This is a genomic window from Actinacidiphila alni (assembly GCF_900112845.1).
Classification (GTDB): domain Bacteria; phylum Actinomycetota; class Actinomycetes; order Streptomycetales; family Streptomycetaceae; genus Actinacidiphila; species Actinacidiphila alni.
Window position 1 is genome coordinate 1 of the sequence record NZ_FONG01000030.1, and the last position, 15,979, is coordinate 15,979.

The following is a 15,979-nucleotide window of genomic DNA, read 5'->3' on the forward strand; positions in this document are numbered from 1 at the left end:
CGCTGGGCGATGTGCCTCGCTGCGACCTTGTCGCCCAGATCCCGGATCGCGTGCGGCGGCGGACCGATCCACGTCAGCCCCGCGTCCAGCACCGCCTGGGCGAACTCGGCGTTCTCCGACAGGAATCCGTACCCCGGATGCACCGCGTCCGCCCCGGACTCCGCCGCCGCGGCCAGCACCTTGCCGATGTCCAGATAACTGGTCGCCGGGGTGTCACCGCCCAACGCGTACGCCTCATCGGCCACACGCACATGCACCGCGTCCCGGTCCGGATCGGCGTAGACCGCCACACTCCCGATCCCCGCATCCCGGCAGGCACGGGCAACGCGGACAGCAATTTCACCGCGGTTCGCGATGAGCACCTTGCGCACGATGGCTCCCTCCTTGAAACAAGCCGAGTTTAGGTACTGGCCACACTTGGTGCCGAGGCACCCCTGCACGTGAGCTTCCCCACACGGAGGGTGATCCATGGGCCTGGAGAACCCGTGAACGCCTGCTCAGTCCACGGTACGGCCCCGCTCGGGCCGATGTCCCGCACTCATCGGTGTGGGGGACATCTCCCTGTAAGTCTGCGGAGAGACCTGACGTTCTTTTGTGGAAACCCTACGAATAGCGCGCGGAATCTTTGCCGTCGGGCATCCGGGCGGGCGGATCGGTCCGAACCCTTGCCGCCGCCCGTACCGGTGAGTAGCCTGCCACGCGCGGGGGTACCTGCGGTAACCCGGCACCGGACGACGGCCGAAGGGGACAGTGTGCGCAGAGAGAAGAGTGTGCGCAGGGCGATATCCGTCGGCACCGCCGTGGTCCTGGTCCTCGAAGCGCTCACCATCGCCTTCGTGAACTGGATACTCGGCCTCGCCGTCCGCCACCAGTCGATGTCGCTCGCCGGCCTGGACTCCGACGCGATGGCGGTCGGATCGTGGGTGGGCGGCGGCCTGTTCGGCCTCTTCCTGATCCTGTGCGCCGTGCTGATCGTGCGGATCGCCCGGCGCGACGAGATGACCGGGCGGGTGTCCCGGATCGTGCTCATCATCTGCGCCGTGGTGCACGGCGTGGTCGGCGCGCTGGTCGTCGGCCTGGTCGGCTGGTACGCGTTCGTGATCCTGATGGTGGTCCTGGCGGGCCTGGTCGGCACCCTGCTGATGTACGCGCCCGAGGACCGGCGGGACGGCGACAAGCCGGCCGTCGCCGAGAGCGAGAACGGCGGTGGCGGTGAACTCCCGCCGCCCGCCACGGCCTGAGCCGCCTCTCACCGCCTGAGCCGCCTCTCACCGCCTGAGCCACCTCTCACCGCCCGAGCCGCCCGCGACCTGAGCCTGTCGCCGCCTTCCGGGTGACCCGAACCCCGGCCTCAACGGCGGCCGTTGGGCTCCTCAGACCCACAAGTCCGTGATCCGGACGTCCAGTTCCGCCAGCAGCGTCCGCAGCAGCGGCAGGGACAGGCCGATCACATTGCCCGGGTCGCCCTCGATGCCGTCCACGAAGGGCGCCGACCGGCCGTCGAGCGTGAACGCGCCCGCCACGTACAGCGGTTCACCACTGGCCACGTAGGCGGCGATCTCCGCGTCGTCCGGCGTCCCGAAGCGTACGGTCGTGGACGCGGTCCGCGAGACCTGCCGGCCGTTCGCCGTGTCGATCACGCAGTGCCCGGTTTGCAGGACACCGGAACGTCCGCGCATCGCCTGCCAGCGCGCCACCGCCTCGGCCGCGTCCGCGGGCTTTCCCAGCGCCCGACCGTCGAGTTCGAGCACCGAGTCGCAGCCGATCACCAGCTCGCCGCCGTCCAGCATGCCGCCGGCGGCGACCGCCGCGGCCTTCGCCTCGGCCAGGACGCGGGCCAGTTCGGCGGGCGTGGCGGCGGTGATCGCGTCCTCGTCGACACCGCTGACGACCACGCGCGGGTCGAGCCCGGCCTGTTTCAGCAGCCCGAGCCGGGCGGGGGAGGCGGACGCGAGGACGAGGGTTCTTGAACTGCTCATCGGGCCATCGTAGGGCGCCGGTTCACGACCTCCAGGTGGCCACCAGCATCACCAGGGCCGCGCCCAGCGCGACGATCAGCATGGCGCGGCGCATCATCGCCTGCGCCTTGCGCATCTCCTCCGGCGGCTCGTCCCGCGGGTCCGACCACAACATGTCCTCCAGGTTGCGCCCTGGCCAACCGCCGCGCCTGAGTACGGATACTCAGGTGTGCCGTGGTGTCCGCGTGACAGGTGTGACGCAGGACGTTCTCCCGGTACGACCCGAGCGGGACGTACCGGTGCGGCTCAGGCCGGCCAGGCCGAGGCGCGCCAGGCGCCGGGGCCGGGCGCCGGCACCGGCGCGGGCACATTGCGCGCCGGGTCCGCCCAGGAGTCCAGCGGGGCCGGGCCGTCGGCGGCACCGCTGCCCGCCGCCGCGGCCCGGGCCTGGACGAGGGCGACGACGGCCGCCAGTTCCTCGGCGGTCGGCGTGCCCCGCTCGACCTTGATCTCCACCATCGCGCTCCTCCTCCGCCCGCCCTGCCGTCCGTCCGCCTGTGCGTACCCGTCCGTACCCGCGGTCCCTACAGCGGGATGTTGCCGTGCTTCTTCGGCGGCAGGCTCTCGCGCTTGTTCCGAAGCGTCCGCAGCGCCTTCACCAGCTGCGCGCGGGTCTGCGAGGGCGCGATGACCGCGTCCACATAGCCGCGCTCGGCCGCGATGTACGGATTCAGCAGCGTGTCCTCGTAGTCGGCGATGAGCCGCGCCCGCAGCTCGTCGGCCTCCTCGGGCGTGGCCGCCTCCACCAGGGTGCGGCGGTGCAGGATGTTGACGGCGCCCTGCGCGCCCATCACGGCGATCTGCGCCGTGGGCCAGGCCAGATTGAGGTCCGCGCCCAGGTGCTTGGAGCCCATGACGTCGTACGCGCCGCCGTACGCCTTACGGGTGATGATCGTGATCAGCGGAACTGTCGCCTCGGCGTACGCGTAGATCAATTTGGCACCGCGGCGGATGATGCCGTCCCACTCCTGACTGGTGCCGGGGAGAAAACCGGGTACGTCGACGAAAGTGACCACGGGGATGTTGAAGCTGTCGCAGGTCCGCACGAAACGCGCCGCCTTCTCGGACGCGTTGATGTCCAGACAGCCCGCGAACTGCAGCGGCTGGTTGGCGACCACGCCCACCGGGCGGCCCTCGATACGGCCGAGACCGGTGATGATGTTCGGCGCGAAGAGATCCTGGGTCTCCAGGAATTCACCGTCGTCCAGGACGTGCTCGATCACCTTGTGCATGTCGTACGGCTGATTCGCCGAGTCCGGGATCAGCGCGTCCAGCTCCAGGTCCTCGTCGGTGACCGCGAGATCGGTCTCGGCGGCGAAGGACGGCGCCTCTTGGAGGTTGTTGCTCGGCAGGTACGACAGCAGCGCCTTCACGTACTCGAAGGCGTCCTTCTCGTCACCGGCCAGGTGATGGGCGTTGCCCGACGTCGAGTTGTGGGTGCGGGCGCCGCCCAGCTCCTCCATGCCGACGTCCTCGCCGGTCACGGTCTTGATCACATCGGGACCCGTGATGAACATGTGCGAGGTCTGGTCGACCATCACCACGAAGTCGGTGATCGCGGGGGAGTAGACCGCGCCGCCCGCGCACGGACCGACGATCAGGCTGATCTGCGGGATCACGCCCGAGGCGTGGGTGTTGCGGCGGAAGATCTCGCCGTACATCCCGAGCGAGGTGACGCCCTCCTGGATACGGGCGCCGCCGGAGTCGTTGATGCCGATCACCGGGCAGCCGGTCTTCAGCGCGAAGTCCATCACCTTGACGATCTTCTCGCCGTAGACCTCGCCGAGCGCGCCGCCGAAGACCGTGAAGTCCTGCGAGAAGACCGCCACCGGGCGGCCCTCGACGGTGCCGTAGCCGGTGACGACACCGTCGCCGTACGGCCGGTTGGCCTCCAGGCCGAAGTTGGTCGAGCGGTGCCGTGCCAGCTCGTCCAGCTCGGTGAACGACCCCTCGTCCAGCAGCAGTTCGATCCGCTCCCGGGCGGTCAGCTTGCCCTTGGCGTGCTGCTTGTCCACCGCCCGCTCGGAGCCCGCGTGCGTCGCCTCCTGGACACGGCGGCGCAGATCCGCGAGCTTGCCCGCGGTGGTGTGGATGTCGATCTCCGGCTCGGACATGGAGGCGGCTCTCCTGCTCTCGGCGGGACGTCGGGGTGACACCGGCCGGCCGACCGCCCCGCCGGCGGCCCGTGACCGGCGGACGGCGTGGTGACTGGCCAGTAACGCTGTTCCGTAGCGTAGTGGCGACGCTGGGGTACCGGCAGTGCGGCGTTGGACACACTCCCGCGGCGGACTCATAGGGTGGGCGCATGACGCCCAGCCGCTGGTCCGACCTCGACCGCCCGCCGCTCAACGCCGCCGCGCTGCGGCGGGCCGTGGTCACCCCCGGCGCGCTGTGGACCGCGCTGGACGTGGTGGACGCCACCGGCTCCACCAACAGCGACCTGGCCGCCCGCGCGGCGCAGGGCGCGGCCGAGGGCGCCGTGCTCGTCGCCGAGGAGCAGACGGCCGGCCGCGGCCGGCTCGACCGCCGCTGGAGCGCGCCCGCCCGCTCCGGGCTCTTCTTCTCCGTGCTGCTCCGACCGGGTGGCACCCTCCCGGCCGGCACCGCGCCCGACGGCACCGCCGTACCGGCCCGCGAGCCGGTGCCCGTACACCGCTGGGGCTGGCTGCCGTTGCTGGCCGGCGTCGCCACCGCCACCGCCCTGTCCCGGGCGGCCGGCGTCGACACGGCACTCAAGTGGCCCAACGACCTGCTGGTCACCGTGGGCGGCGAGGAGCGCAAGGCGGGCGGCATCCTCGCCGAGCGCGCGGGCGACGACGCCGTGGTGATCGGCATCGGCCTCAATGTGTCGCTGCGCGCCGCGGAACTGCCCGTCCCCACCGCCGCCTCCCTGGCGCTCGCCGGCGCCAAGGGCACCGACCGCGACCCGCTGCTGCGGGCCGTACTACGCTCACTCGCCGACTGGTACGGCGGCTGGCGCGCGGCCGACGGCGACCCCGCCGCCTCCCGGCTCCAGCAGACGTACGCGGCGGGCTGCGCCACCCTCGGCCGCCCGGTCCGCGCCGAACTGCCAGGCGAGCGGGAACTCATCGGGACTGCGGTGGCCGTCGACGGCGACGGCCGGCTGGTCATCGCGGGCCCCGACGGTACGGAGCAGCCGGTCGCCGCGGGCGATGTCGTCCACCTCAGGCCGGCTGGCTGACCACCCTCGGACCTGCCGCCGACCTGCCGCCGATCACCTGTGGACCACCCGTTGAGCACCCGCGGACCGCGCCCGGCGGGTGCCCCGGCACGTGTCCGGCCGACTTCCGGTCGACTTCGTCAAGACTCTCCCTGCCGAGAGTGAGCTACGGCACACCTGCCGTATCGTTGAGGGGCTGCGTCGTCTCGATGATCGGAAGGGCTGTGCGCAGGGATTCCTCAGGGGCCGGGCGGTGAGCGTGGAGAACGCGGGCACCCCGCCGTACGAGCCGCACGACTCGGAGCCGGGCGCCGTCCCGGAGCCGGACGGCGGCGCCCCCGCCGATCCTCCGGTCGACCCTTCGGCAGGCGGTCCCGCCGAGCTTTCGGCCGGCGCTTCGTCCGAGGCTTCGTCCGGCCTTCCGATCGACGCCCTGGACGCACCCGATCCGGCGGACGCCCCGGACCCGGCCGACCCGGTGGACACCACCGGTGAGGGCGAGGCCGCCGACCCGGCCGAGCCCGGTGAGCACCCGCTCGCGCTGCGCCTCGAGCACCTCATCCTGGGCGCGCCCCGCCGCTACACCCCCTTCCAGGCCGCCCGTACCGCGGGCGTCTCGATGGACCTGGCCTCCCGTTTCTGGCGCGCCATGGGCTTCGCCGACATCGGCCAGGCCCGCGCGCTGACCGAGGCGGACGTGCTGGCGCTGCGGCGGCTGGCGGGTCTGGTCGAGGCGGGCCTGCTCAGCGAGTCGATGGCCATCCAGGTGGCCCGTTCCACCGGGCAGACCACGGCCCGGCTCGCCGACTGGCAGACCGACTCCTTCCTCGAAGGGCTCACCGAGCCGCCCGAGCCGGGGATGACCCGCGCGGAAGTCGCGTATCCGCTGGTGGAACTGCTCCTGCCGGAGCTGGAGGAATTCCTCATCTATGTGTGGCGCCGCCAGGTCGCCGCCGCCACCAGCCGGGTCGTGCAGTCCGACGACGAGGAGGCCGTCGACCGGCGGCTCGCGGTGGGCTTCGCCGACCTCGTCGGCTTCACCCGGCTCACCCGGCGCCTGGAGGAGGAGGAGCTGGGCGAGCTGGTCGAGGCGTTCGAGACCACGGCCGCCGACCAGGTCGCCGCGTACGGCGGCCGGCTGATCAAGACCCTCGGCGACGAGGTGCTGTTCGTCGCCGACGACCCGGGCACCGCCGCCGAGATCGGCATGCGGCTGATCGAGACGATGACCGGCGACGACACCATGCCCGCGCTGCGCGTCGGCATGGCCTTCGGCACCGTCACCACCCGCATGGGCGACGTCTTCGGCACCACCGTCAATCTCGCCTCCCGCCTCACCTCGATAGCGCCGCGCGACGCCGTCCTGGTCGACGGCGATTTCGCCGAGGCGCTCGGCGAGGCCGGTGACGCGCCGCTGAGCGAGGCGGACGTGGACGCCACCGAGGCGGAGAAGTACCGCTTCGCGCTCCAGCCGATGTGGCGCCGCCCGGTCCGCGGCCTCGGCGTCGTTGAGCCCTGGCTGCTGTCGCGCCGCGACTGACGCGCCGGCCTGCGGCCGTTGCCTTAGGCCGTGTCTCCGCGTTGGGGAGCCGCCGCCTTGCCGCCGCCTTGCCGCCGCCTTGCCGCCGCACAGGCGCCGCGCGGCGTCCAGGCACAGCTCCTCGGCCCGCGCCGCCGTGAGGGGCCCCGCGGCGAGCTGGGCCGCGGCCGTGTCCCTGGCCTTGATCCCGAGCCTGTGGATAACCCGCGACGGCGTTTCGGCGGGGATGGAAGGATGGGGTTCACGGTCGTTAACACGGAGGGCGGAGGGCAGGCGCATGGCTGAGGCAGGGCAGGAGCAGCGGTTCGGGGAGTGGGTCGCGGTCCGGCGGCACGGGGAACGGGTGGCGGAGCTGGTGCTCGACCGGCCCAAGGCGATGAACGCGGTCTCTACAGCGATGGCCGAGGCGATCAGTGCGGCGTGCGCGGCGCTCGGGTCGGACCCCGGGGTCAGCGTCACGGTCCTGACCTCGTCGAACGACAAGGCGTTCTGCGTCGGCGCCGATCTGAAGGAACGCAACGCGTTCAGCGACGCCGACCTCGGGCGGCAGCGGCCCCGCACGCGGGCCGCGTACACCGGGGTGCTCGAACTGCCGATGCCCACGGTGGCGGCGGTGCACGGATACGCGCTCGGCGGCGGCTTCGAGCTGGCGCTCGCGTGCGATGTGATCGTGGCGGACGCGACAGCGGTCGTCGGGCTGCCCGAGGTGTCGGTCGGCGTCATCCCGGGCGGCGGCGGTACGCAGCTGCTGCCGCGCAGGGTCGGTGCGGCGCGCGCCGCCGAACTGGTCTTCACCGCCCGCCGGGTACGGGCCGCCGAGGCGCTCGCGCTGGGCCTGGTCGATCAGCTCGCCGAGCCGGGGCCGGGGGCCGAGCCCGGGCCGGAGTCGGGTGCCTCGGCGCGCGACGCGGCGCTGGCGCTCGCCGACCGGATAGCGGCCAACTCACCCGTCGGCCTGCGCGCCGCCAAGCGCGCGCTGCGGCTCGGCCAGGGGCTCGACCTGCGGGCCGGCCTCGAGGTGGAGGACGCGGCCTGGCGCACGGTGGCCTTCTCCGGGGACCGGGCGGAAGGCGTGGCGGCCTTCAACGAGAAGCGGACGCCGAGGTGGCCGGGGGAGTAGCCCGGGGAGCGGCCGGGGACGCGGAGGCGATCGGGACGGGAGGAGCGGCGGGAGCGGAGAGCGCAGAGTGGAGAGCGCAGAGCCGAGAGCGAGAAGCCGAGAGCGGGAGGCGGTATCGGGGCGCGGGTGCGTGCATATGGGCGCGGGCCGAAGCGCCGAACGGGCTCCCGTTCGGCGCAGCCAGCGCTCCAACCCGGACAAATGTCCCTAGCCTGGAAAGATGGTGGACGGGACGGCCGATCTCCGGCTGCGAGCGGTCGTCGAGCTGGCACAGGCACTGGCGACGGAACAGACGCCGCTGGCGGCGGTACGGGCCGGGGCGCGGCGGGCGCGGCTCGCCATGGACGCGTCCTTCGCGGCGATCTCCACATGGGAGCGCGAGACCGGACGGCTGCGGGTGCTCGTCAACGACGGGGAGCTGGCCCCCGGCGAGGAGCCGGAGCCGGACGACGAGTCGTACTCGGTGCACGACTTCCCGGAGATCGTGGAATTCCTGCACGGCGAGTGGGCGCGCGGCGGTGAGCCGCACGCCTGGGTCGAGACCGCGGAGGGCACCGGGGCCTCGCCCGGCGGCAGCAGTTGGGGCCGCGCTGCGGCCCTGCGGCGGCGCGGCCGGGGGTCGTGCGTGGTCGCGCCGATCGTGCTGCACGGCAGGGCGTGGGGCGAGCTGTATGTCGCGCGGCGCGCCGGGGCCGCCGGGTTCGACCGGCGGGACGCGGACTTCGCGACGGTGCTCGCGGCCGTTGTCGCGGCCGGGATCGCCCAGACCGAGCGGCTCGCCGAGGTGCAGCGGCTGGCCTTCACCGATCCGCTGACCGGGCTCGGCAACCGGCGGGCGGTGGACGTACGACTGGACGAGGCGCTGGAGCGGCACCGGTCGGAGGGGGCGGTGGTCAGCCTGGTGGTCTGCGACCTCAACGGCCTGAAGAAGGTGAACGACCGGCTCGGGCACGCGGTCGGTGACCGGCTGCTGGAACGATTCGGCTCGCTGCTCTCCCTGTGCGGGGCCATGCTCCCGGGCAGCCTGGCCGCGCGGCTCGGCGGCGACGAGTTCTGCGTCGTCGCGGTCGGGCAGGAGGCGGACGACGTGGTCGCCGCCGCGGACGAGTTGTGCCGGCGGGCGGCGCTGCTCGACGTCGGCGAGGGCGTCGCCTGCGGTGTCGCGTCCACCGGCGATCCGATCGGGCCGGTCCGCTCGGCCCGCCGCCTGTTCCGGCTCGCCGACGCGGCCCAGTACCAGGCCAAGGCGCTGCGGGCGCCGCACCCCGTGGTGGCCGGCCGCGAGGGCCCGGAGGACCCCGTCCTCCGTCTCGCCGACACGCCCCCCGCCCAGGACTCCGACCGCCGGCGCCTGCGCGGCCACCGCCGATAACGCCCGCCCACCCGCTGCCGGGCCACTGTCCCCGAGGGGCCGGGGGTGGGGAGTGACAGCACGGCTTTCAGTGCTTAGGGTGCGTGAATATGAATATGCATAACGTGGTCCTCGGGGCGGACGGCGCACTCGCCGATGATGTGCTGGCCGTGGCGCGGGGCGGGGCGCGGGTGGAGTTGGCGCCGGAGGCGCTCGCGGGGATCGGCCGGGCGCGGGAGGTGATCGACGCGCTGGCGGCGAAGCCGGAGCCGGTGTACGGCGTGTCGACCGGCTTCGGCGCCCTGGCGGTGCGGCACATCAGTCCGGAGCTGCGGGCCCAGTTGCAGCGCAGCCTGGTCCGCTCGCACGCCGCGGGCATGGGCCCGGCCGTGGAGCGCGAGGTGGTCCGCGGCCTGATGTTCCTGCGGCTGAAGACGCTCGCGTCCGGCCGCACCGGCGTACGCCCGGTCGTCGCGCGGACGATGGCCGCGCTGCTGAACGCCGGCATCACCCCCGTCGTCCACGAATACGGCTCGCTCGGCTGCTCCGGCGACCTCGCCCCGCTGGCGCACTGCGCGCAGGTGCTGATGGGCGAGGGTGAGGCGGAGGGCCCGGACGGCACGGTCCGCCCGGCCGCCGAACTCCTCGCGGAGCACGGCATCGAGCCCGTCGTGCTGCGCGAGAAGGAGGGCCTGGCCCTCATCAACGGCACCGACGGCATGCTCGGCATGCTCGTGATGGCCTGCGCCGACCTCGCCCGCCTGTTCACCGCCGCCGACATCACGGCCGCGCTGACCCTGGAGGCGCTGCTCGGCACCGACAGGGTCCTCGCCCCCGAACTGCACGCGATCCGCCCGCACCCCGGGCAGGCCGCGAGCGCCGAGAACATGCGGCGGGTGCTGGAGGGTTCGGGCCTGACCGGCCATCACCAGGACGACGCGCCGCGCGTGCAGGACGCGTACTCCATCCGCTGCGCCCCGCAGGTCGCGGGCGCCGGCCGGGACACCCTCGCGCACGCCCGCCTGGTCGCCGACCGCGAACTGGCCGCCGCCGTCGACAATCCCGTCGTTCTGGAGGACGGCCGGGTCGAGTCCAACGGCAACTTCCACGGCGCGCCCGTCGCGTACGTCCTGGACTTCCTCGCGATCGCCGCCGCCGACCTCGGCTCGATCGCCGAGCGCCGCACCGACCGGCTGCTGGACAAGAACCGTTCGCACGGGCTGCCGCCGTTCCTGGCCGACGACCCGGGCCTGGACTCCGGTCTGATGATCGCCCAGTACACGCAGGCCGCCCTGGTCAGCGAGCTGAAGCGGCTCGCGGTGCCCGCGTCGGTGGACTCGATCCCGTCCTCCGCGATGCAGGAGGACCATGTGTCGATGGGCTGGTCGGCGGCGCGCAAGCTGCGTACCGCGGTCGACAACCTCACGCGGATCATCGCCGTCGAGCTGTACGCGGCCACCCGCGCGCTGGAGATCAGGACCGCGGGCGGCGCCCTGCGCCCGGCGCCGGCCTCCGCCGCCGTGCTCGCGGCCGTCCGCGACGCGGGCGTGCCCGGCGCGGGCCCGGACCGCTTCCTGTCGCCGGACCTGGAGGCGGCCTACCGCTTCGTCCGCGACGGCGGACTGACCCGCGCCGCGGAGTCCGTCACCGGACCCCTGGCGTAAGCGCGGGCGCGGCCGTCAGAGACTCTGGCGGGCGCGGCGGCTCGCGTTGACGACCAGCCCCGCGCCCGCCACGAGGAAGGCCGCGCCGCCGATCACGTACGGCTTGGTGTCGATGCTGCCGGTGTCGGCGAGACCGACGTGCTCCCCGCCGTTGTCGGCGTGGGCGGCCGTACTGGTCACGGCGGCACTCGCGTGCGCGGCCGTCTTCGCCGAGGACACGGCGTCGTCGGGACTCGCGCTCGCGGACGGCACGAAGAACAGCGCGCCGAGCGCGGCGGCGGCCGCGGCGGCGACATAGGGACGGGGCGAGGTCAACGGATCCCCCAGCGGTTGCGGCGAATTGACCGTAGGGGCAGATGCTAGTGACTTGGTGTGGCTCGTGGGAAGCCGGTGCGAAGGCGCTTACGCTCCGTGGCATGAGCACTACTGAGATTCCCCGCGGCGACAGCGGCCCGCGGTACGTACGGCTCCAGGTGGAACTCGTCCTGGAGGTGTCGGGCCCCGACGAGCTGCGCGCCGCCGCCCTCGACCACATCGCCGCCGACGAGTACATGCCGCCGCAGGAGCGCCTGCACGCCAGGGACGCGGTGGGCAACGACGAGTCCGAGGCGCTGGCCTACCTCGTCGACCCCGCCGACCTGCTCTCCGCCGTCCCCGGCGTCGACCTCGTCCAGGCGTCCTGGTCCTGCGCGCACACCGAGTACGACCCGGACTCCGACGAGTGGGACCTCGACGACGAGGACGCCGACGACGTGGACGCCGCGGACGGGGACGGAGCGGAGGGCGACGCTCCGTCATAATCGACGGTCCCACCTGCGCAAACGTGCCGCCCCGGCGGCCGGCGGCCCGCGTGGGCTACCCCACAATTCCGGCACAGAGGGCACGACCACCCCTGTCCGCCTGTTTTCATGGCATACGGACGAAGCTCGCGATTCACCCGCGGGCGACCCCAGCCATTGGAGACGCGCGTGACCCCGCCCGACACCGGAAATGCCCCTGCCAAGCGTTCGCCGATCACCCGGCGCCGCACTCTCGCGGCCGTCGCGGTGCTGATGGGCGGCGCCGTCGCGCTCACCGCGTGCGGTGGCCACGACGACGGTGACAGCAAGGCGGCGGGCAGCGGGCCGAGCACGTCGGCGTCCTCGCCGAGCCAGTCCCCGTCCCCTTCGGCGTCCGCCTCCGCCTCGGCGCAGGCCAAGAAGGAGGACGCGGCGGCGGCCAAGCAGGCGTCCGACGCGAAGATCACCATCGCGCCGAAGGACGGCAGCACCGGCGCGAGCATCCACAACGACGCGAAGGTCACGGTCGCCGGCGGCACCCTGACCTCGGTCACGATGACCTCCAAGGCCACCGGCAACAAGATCCCGGGCACCATATCCGCCGACCGCACCAGCTGGCGGCCGGACGTCGCGCTCGCCCGCGGCACCCAGTACACGATCTCCGCCGCGGCCACCGACGCCAAGGGCCGCGCCGCCGCGGCGAACGGCACCTTCGCGACGGTCTCCGCGTCCAGCAGCTTCATCGGCTACTTCACGCCCGAGGACGGCTCCACCGTCGGCGTGGGCATGCCGGTCTCGATCAACTTCGACAAGGCCATCACCGACCGCGCCGCCGTGGAGTCCGGGATCACCGTGACCTCCAGCAGCGGCCAGCGCGTCGAGGGCCACTGGTTCAGCTCCACCCGGCTCGACTTCCGCCCCGAGCAGTACTGGCAGGCCGGCTCGCACGTCTCCCTGAAGCTGCACCTGGACGGAGTCAAGGGCGCGGCCGGCGTCTACGGCGTGCAGGACAAGACGGTGAACTTCACCGTCGGCCGCTCCCAGGTCTCCACGGTGGACGCCAGGACCCACCAGATGACCGTCGTCCGCGACGGCAAGGTGATCAGGACCATCCCGATCTCCGCGGGCGCCCCGGACCACAGCACGTACAACGGCCAGATGGTGATCTCCGAGAAGTACGAGAAGACGCGCATGAACGGCGCGACGGTCGGCTTCACCGAGGACGACGGCAAGGGCGAGTACGACATCCCCGACGTGCCGCACGCCATGCGCCTGAGCAATTCCGGCACCTTCATCCACGGCAACTACTGGGGCAGCAAGTCGATCTTTGGCACCGCCAACACCAGCCACGGCTGCGTGGGCCTGAGCGACACCAAGGGCGGCAAGGACCCGGACACCCCGGCGGCCTGGTTCTACAACAACTCGATGGTCGGCGACGTGGTCGTGGTCAAGGACTCCGCCGACAAGACGATCCAGCCGGACAACGGCCTCAACGGCTGGAATCTGTCCTGGGCGGCCTGGACCGCGCCCCAGGCGTAAATCAGTCGTCAACCCGCCGCGCGCTGTTACGCCTCCTGCTGGAGGGCCCAGCTCACCGGGTCCTCCAGCACCGTGCGGACCGCGCTGTACGCGGCGCCGCGCAGCACCCCGTCCCGGCCCAGCCGCGAGGTCACCACGTCCTCGGGGCGCCACTGCCGGTCGGTGACCCGGTCGGCCAGTTCCCTGCGCACCCCCGGCAGCAGCCACGGCGCCAGTTCGGCGAGCGGCCCGCCGACCACCACGGCCTGCGGGTCCAGCAGATTGACCGCGCCGCTGAGCGCGATGCCGAGCGCCGCGCCCGCCTCCTCCAGCGCCTTGAGCGCCGCCGGGTCGCCGTCGGCCGCCGCCGCCCGCAGCGCCGGGCCGCCGCCCGTACCCACCCCGGCCGCGCGCAGCAGCGCCTCCTCGCCCGCGTAGGTCTCCAGGCAGCCGTGCGCGCCGCACGAGCACAGGGGCCCGTCCGGGTGCACGGGGACATGGCCCAGCTCGCCCGCGAAGCCGCGCGCGCCGCGGAAGAGCCGGCCCTCCACGACGAGGGCCGCGCCGATGCCGATCTCCGCCGAGACGTGCACGAAGTCGGCGAGCCTGTCGTGGCCGCCGAGCCACAGTTCGGCGAGCGCGCCGAGATTGGCCTCGTTCTCCACGACCGCGGCGCGGCCGAGGTGTTCGGCGACGTCCACGTCCTCCCAGCCGAGGTTCGGGGCGCGCAGCACGGTGCCGCGGTCCCGGCCGACCAGACCGGGCACGGCGACCGCGGTGCCCGCCGGGCGCAGCCCGCGCTCGGCCGCCTCCGCGACCACCCCGGCCGTCAGCCCGGCCAGTTCCGCGAGGACTTCGGCGGCGGGCCGGGAACGGTTGGCGGCCGGGACGGTGGCGTGACAGCGGACGGTGCCGCGCAGGTCCACCACGCACGCGGCCAGGTGGTCGACGCCGACCTCGGCGCCGACGCCCGCCGGGCCGCGCTCGCTGAGTGCCAGCGCGGTTCCGGGGCGGCCGACCGTGCCTGGGCGCTGCGCGCCGCGCTCCTCCACCAGGCCGGCCGCCAGCAGCTCGTCCACCAGCGTCGAGACCGTCGCCCTGGTCAGCCCGACCTCGGCGGCGACCGCCGCCCGCGTGACGTGCTCGCCCGCGGCGAGGGCCTGCATCACCAGCGCCATGTTGCGGCGCCGCAGCCCCGCCTGCGCGCCCGTTCCCTTAGCCACGCTGCTCACCCACGCTGCTCACCCACGCCGTTCACTCACGCCGTCCTCCGTCTCTTCGCGGCCCTCAGTATGGGCCGCGGCCCGCTCCGGAAACCTTCAGCTGCCGCCCGCGAGCGGCAGCGCGGCGGCCAGCCGGGTCAGGGTCTCCTCGTCGCGGGGGAGCGGGTCGTGCACCGGGCCCGCGGCCGTGCCCCAGCGGTGCGCGATGGACGAGGCCGCCTCACCGGTGAGCAGCGCCGCGGCCTGGGCGGCGGCCCCCAGCGCGACCAGTTCCGCGGCCCGCGGCACCTGCACGGCCCGCCCGGACAGCCGGCGTACGGTCTCCCGCCAGGCCGTGCCCCGCGCGCCGCCGCCGATCAGCAGCAGCGGCTCGTCCGAGGAAGAGGAAACGGCGCTCCCGGACGGTGCCCCGTCCACCGCGAGCACCTGGTCGAGCGCGGCCAGCAGCGCGTAGACGGCCCCGTCGTACGCGCCCTGGAGCACCTGGCCCGCGGACGTGTCGTGCCGCAGCCCGGTGAGCAGCCCGGAGGCGTACGGCAGGTTGGGCGTGCGCTCGCCGTCCAGGAAGGGCAGGAAGGCGACGGACCCGCCCGGGGCGACCGCCTCCCGGTCCAGGCTCAGCAGCGCGGCCACCTTGTCGACGGCCAGCGTGCAGTTGAGGGTGCAGGCCAGCGGCAGCCAGCCGCCGTCGGCGGCGGCGAAGCCAGCGACCGTGCCCGACGGGTCGGTGGGCCGCCGCCGGGAGACGGCGTAGACGGTGCCCGAGGTGCCGAGGCTGAGCACCGCCCGGCCGGGCGCCAGGCCGAGGCCGAGCGCGGCGGCGGCGTTGTCGCCGGTGCCGGAGGCGACGACGGCGCCGGCCCGCAGCGGCAGCCCGCCGCGTACGGCCGCGTCGCCGACCGTGCCGGCCCGCTCGCCCGGGCCCAGGACGGCCGGCAGCAGCGCCGGGTCGAGGCCGATCTCGCCGAGCAGCGCCTCGTCGTACGTCTCGCTGCCCGACGCCCACCAGCCGGTGCCGGAGACGTCACCCCGGTCGGTGACGGCCGCGCCGCCGAGCCGCTCGGTGAGGAAGTCGTGCGGGAGCCGTACGGCACGGGCGGCGGCCGCGGCCGCCGGTTCGTGCTCGGTCAGCCAGGCCCACTTCGCCGCGGTGAAGCTCGCCGACGGCACCGAGCCGAAGCGCTCGGCCCACCAGTCGGCGCCGTGCCGCTCGACCAGGGCGGCGGCCTGCGGCGCGGACCGTATGTCGTTCCACAGCAGCGCGGGCCGCACCGGCCGGCCCGCCGCGTCCAGCACGACCAGACCGTGCTGCTGCCCGCCGACCGAGATCGCCTCGGCGCGGGCCGCGTACTCCCCGGTCTGCTTCAGCGCGTCCAGCAGCGCCTCCCACCACACCTCGGGGTCGGTCTCCCGGCCGCCGCCCGAGCTGACGGTGTGCGGCGCCTGCCCACTGGCCAGCACCGCGCCGCTGTCCACGTCCACGGCCAGCACTTTCGTGGACTGCGTGGAGCTGTCCACCCCGATGACGACCGGCCCCGCCCCAGCATGTGCACCCATGTGATTTCCGATCCCTTCCCGAGCGGCC

Annotated in this window: 16 protein-coding genes; 8 read left to right on the plus strand and 8 right to left on the minus strand. The window is 73.7% G+C overall.

The window, feature by feature from the left end:
• A partial coding sequence (locus tag BM076_RS32840; protein WP_322936118.1) for a biotin carboxylase N-terminal domain-containing protein occupies window positions 1-371 on the minus strand: 371 nt, incomplete at its 3' end.
• Between the two features lie 381 nt (window positions 372-752).
• Between BM076_RS32840 and BM076_RS32845 the strand changes: the two genes are divergently transcribed.
• Entirely contained in the window at window positions 753-1,241 is a 489-nt protein-coding gene (locus BM076_RS32845) for a hypothetical protein (protein WP_143120707.1), read from the plus strand.
• 132 nt (window positions 1,242-1,373) lie between these two features.
• Here BM076_RS32845 and BM076_RS32850 read toward each other — a convergent pair whose 3' ends face one another.
• From BM076_RS32850 to BM076_RS32860, 4 genes are all read right to left on the minus strand, one after another.
• Window positions 1,374-1,979 (minus strand): nucleoside triphosphate pyrophosphatase, encoded by a 606-nt coding sequence (locus BM076_RS32850; protein WP_093717417.1) that lies wholly within the window; start codon window positions 1,977-1,979, stop codon window positions 1,374-1,376.
• A gap of 22 nt (window positions 1,980-2,001) precedes the next feature.
• Window positions 2,002-2,133 carry a morphogenic membrane protein MmpB gene (mmpB, locus tag BM076_RS38095; RefSeq protein ID WP_265737126.1) on the minus strand — a complete coding sequence of 44 codons (132 nt, stop codon included), beginning with the start codon at window positions 2,131-2,133 and terminating at the stop codon, window positions 2,002-2,004.
• Window positions 2,134-2,264: 131 nt separating this feature from the next.
• Window positions 2,265-2,477 (minus strand): acyl-CoA carboxylase epsilon subunit, encoded by a 213-nt coding sequence (locus BM076_RS32855; RefSeq protein ID WP_093717418.1) that lies wholly within the window; start codon window positions 2,475-2,477, stop codon window positions 2,265-2,267.
• Between the two features lie 65 nt (window positions 2,478-2,542).
• A complete protein-coding gene (locus tag BM076_RS32860) occupies window positions 2,543-4,132 on the minus strand; it encodes an acyl-CoA carboxylase subunit beta (RefSeq protein ID WP_093717419.1) in 1,590 nt (529 codons plus the stop codon).
• 191 nt (window positions 4,133-4,323) lie between these two features.
• On the opposite strand from BM076_RS32860, the gene BM076_RS32865 reads away from it, so the two are divergent.
• From BM076_RS32865 to hutH, 5 genes are all read left to right on the plus strand, one after another.
• The gene (locus tag BM076_RS32865) at window positions 4,324-5,220 is read left to right on the plus strand and encodes a biotin--[acetyl-CoA-carboxylase] ligase (RefSeq protein WP_093717420.1); all 897 of its coding nucleotides are present in this window, start codon (window positions 4,324-4,326) and stop codon (window positions 5,218-5,220) included.
• A gap of 403 nt (window positions 5,221-5,623) precedes the next feature.
• Window positions 5,624-6,739, plus strand: coding sequence for an adenylate/guanylate cyclase domain-containing protein (locus tag BM076_RS32870; protein WP_407640742.1), 1,116 nt, complete (start codon window positions 5,624-5,626; stop codon window positions 6,737-6,739).
• Between the two features lie 277 nt (window positions 6,740-7,016).
• Complete coding sequence (locus tag BM076_RS32875; RefSeq protein WP_093717421.1) at window positions 7,017-7,859, plus strand: enoyl-CoA hydratase/isomerase family protein; 843 nt, start codon at window positions 7,017-7,019, stop codon at window positions 7,857-7,859.
• Between the two features lie 220 nt (window positions 7,860-8,079).
• On the plus strand, window positions 8,080-9,231 hold the full coding sequence (locus BM076_RS32880; RefSeq protein WP_093717422.1) for a GGDEF domain-containing protein: 1,152 nt from the start codon (window positions 8,080-8,082) through the stop codon (window positions 9,229-9,231).
• A 95-nt stretch (window positions 9,232-9,326) separates the two neighbouring features.
• Window positions 9,327-10,874 (plus strand): histidine ammonia-lyase, encoded by a 1,548-nt coding sequence (gene hutH, locus BM076_RS32885; protein ID WP_093717423.1) that lies wholly within the window; start codon window positions 9,327-9,329, stop codon window positions 10,872-10,874.
• 15 nt (window positions 10,875-10,889) lie between these two features.
• Here hutH and BM076_RS32890 read toward each other — a convergent pair whose 3' ends face one another.
• On the minus strand, window positions 10,890-11,189 hold the full coding sequence (locus BM076_RS32890; RefSeq protein ID WP_093717424.1) for a hypothetical protein: 300 nt from the start codon (window positions 11,187-11,189) through the stop codon (window positions 10,890-10,892).
• Window positions 11,190-11,290: 101 nt separating this feature from the next.
• On the opposite strand from BM076_RS32890, the gene BM076_RS32895 reads away from it, so the two are divergent.
• Both BM076_RS32895 and BM076_RS32900 read left to right on the plus strand, forming a co-directional pair.
• Window positions 11,291-11,674, plus strand: a complete 384-nt coding sequence (locus tag BM076_RS32895; RefSeq protein ID WP_093717425.1) for a hypothetical protein — start codon at window positions 11,291-11,293, stop codon at window positions 11,672-11,674.
• Window positions 11,675-11,926: 252 nt separating this feature from the next.
• The gene (locus BM076_RS32900) at window positions 11,927-13,192 is read left to right on the plus strand and encodes a L,D-transpeptidase (RefSeq protein ID WP_245796617.1); all 1,266 of its coding nucleotides are present in this window, start codon (window positions 11,927-11,929) and stop codon (window positions 13,190-13,192) included.
• Between the two features lie 26 nt (window positions 13,193-13,218).
• Here the strand turns inward: BM076_RS32900 and BM076_RS32905 are convergent, their stop codons facing one another.
• Window positions 13,219-14,337 (minus strand): ROK family transcriptional regulator, encoded by a 1,119-nt coding sequence (locus BM076_RS32905; protein ID WP_093717474.1) that lies wholly within the window; start codon window positions 14,335-14,337, stop codon window positions 13,219-13,221.
• Between the two features lie 153 nt (window positions 14,338-14,490).
• The gene (gene xylB / locus BM076_RS32910; RefSeq protein ID WP_093717427.1) at window positions 14,491-15,951 is read right to left on the minus strand and encodes a xylulokinase; all 1,461 of its coding nucleotides are present in this window, start codon (window positions 15,949-15,951) and stop codon (window positions 14,491-14,493) included.
• Between the last annotated feature and the right edge of the window lie 28 nt (window positions 15,952-15,979).

What these genes read in the sequence shown, in the direction of transcription:
- BM076_RS32850 (WP_093717417.1), bottom strand. Translation starts at nt 1,979, where the DNA reads ATGAGCAGTTCAAGAACCCTCGTCCTCGCGTCCGCCTCCCCCGCCCGG.
- mmpB (WP_265737126.1), bottom strand. Translation starts at nt 2,133, where the DNA reads ATGTTGTGGTCGGACCCGCGGGACGAGCCGCCGGAGGAGATGCGCAAG.
- BM076_RS32855 (WP_093717418.1), bottom strand. Translation starts at nt 2,477, where the DNA reads ATGGTGGAGATCAAGGTCGAGCGGGGCACGCCGACCGCCGAGGAACTG.
- BM076_RS32860 (WP_093717419.1), bottom strand. Translation starts at nt 4,132, where the DNA reads ATGTCCGAGCCGGAGATCGACATCCACACCACCGCGGGCAAGCTCGCG.
- BM076_RS32865 (WP_093717420.1), top strand. Translation starts at nt 4,324, where the DNA reads ATGACGCCCAGCCGCTGGTCCGACCTCGACCGCCCGCCGCTCAACGCC.
- BM076_RS32875 (WP_093717421.1), top strand. Translation starts at nt 7,017, where the DNA reads ATGGCTGAGGCAGGGCAGGAGCAGCGGTTCGGGGAGTGGGTCGCGGTC.
- BM076_RS32880 (WP_093717422.1), top strand. Translation starts at nt 8,080, where the DNA reads ATGGTGGACGGGACGGCCGATCTCCGGCTGCGAGCGGTCGTCGAGCTG.
- hutH (WP_093717423.1), top strand. Translation starts at nt 9,327, where the DNA reads ATGCATAACGTGGTCCTCGGGGCGGACGGCGCACTCGCCGATGATGTG.
- BM076_RS32895 (WP_093717425.1), top strand. Translation starts at nt 11,291, where the DNA reads ATGAGCACTACTGAGATTCCCCGCGGCGACAGCGGCCCGCGGTACGTA.
- BM076_RS32900 (WP_245796617.1), top strand. Translation starts at nt 11,927, where the DNA reads ATGGGCGGCGCCGTCGCGCTCACCGCGTGCGGTGGCCACGACGACGGT.
- BM076_RS32905 (WP_093717474.1), bottom strand. Translation starts at nt 14,337, where the DNA reads ATGCAGGCCCTCGCCGCGGGCGAGCACGTCACGCGGGCGGCGGTCGCC.
- xylB (WP_093717427.1), bottom strand. Translation starts at nt 15,951, where the DNA reads ATGGGTGCACATGCTGGGGCGGGGCCGGTCGTCATCGGGGTGGACAGC.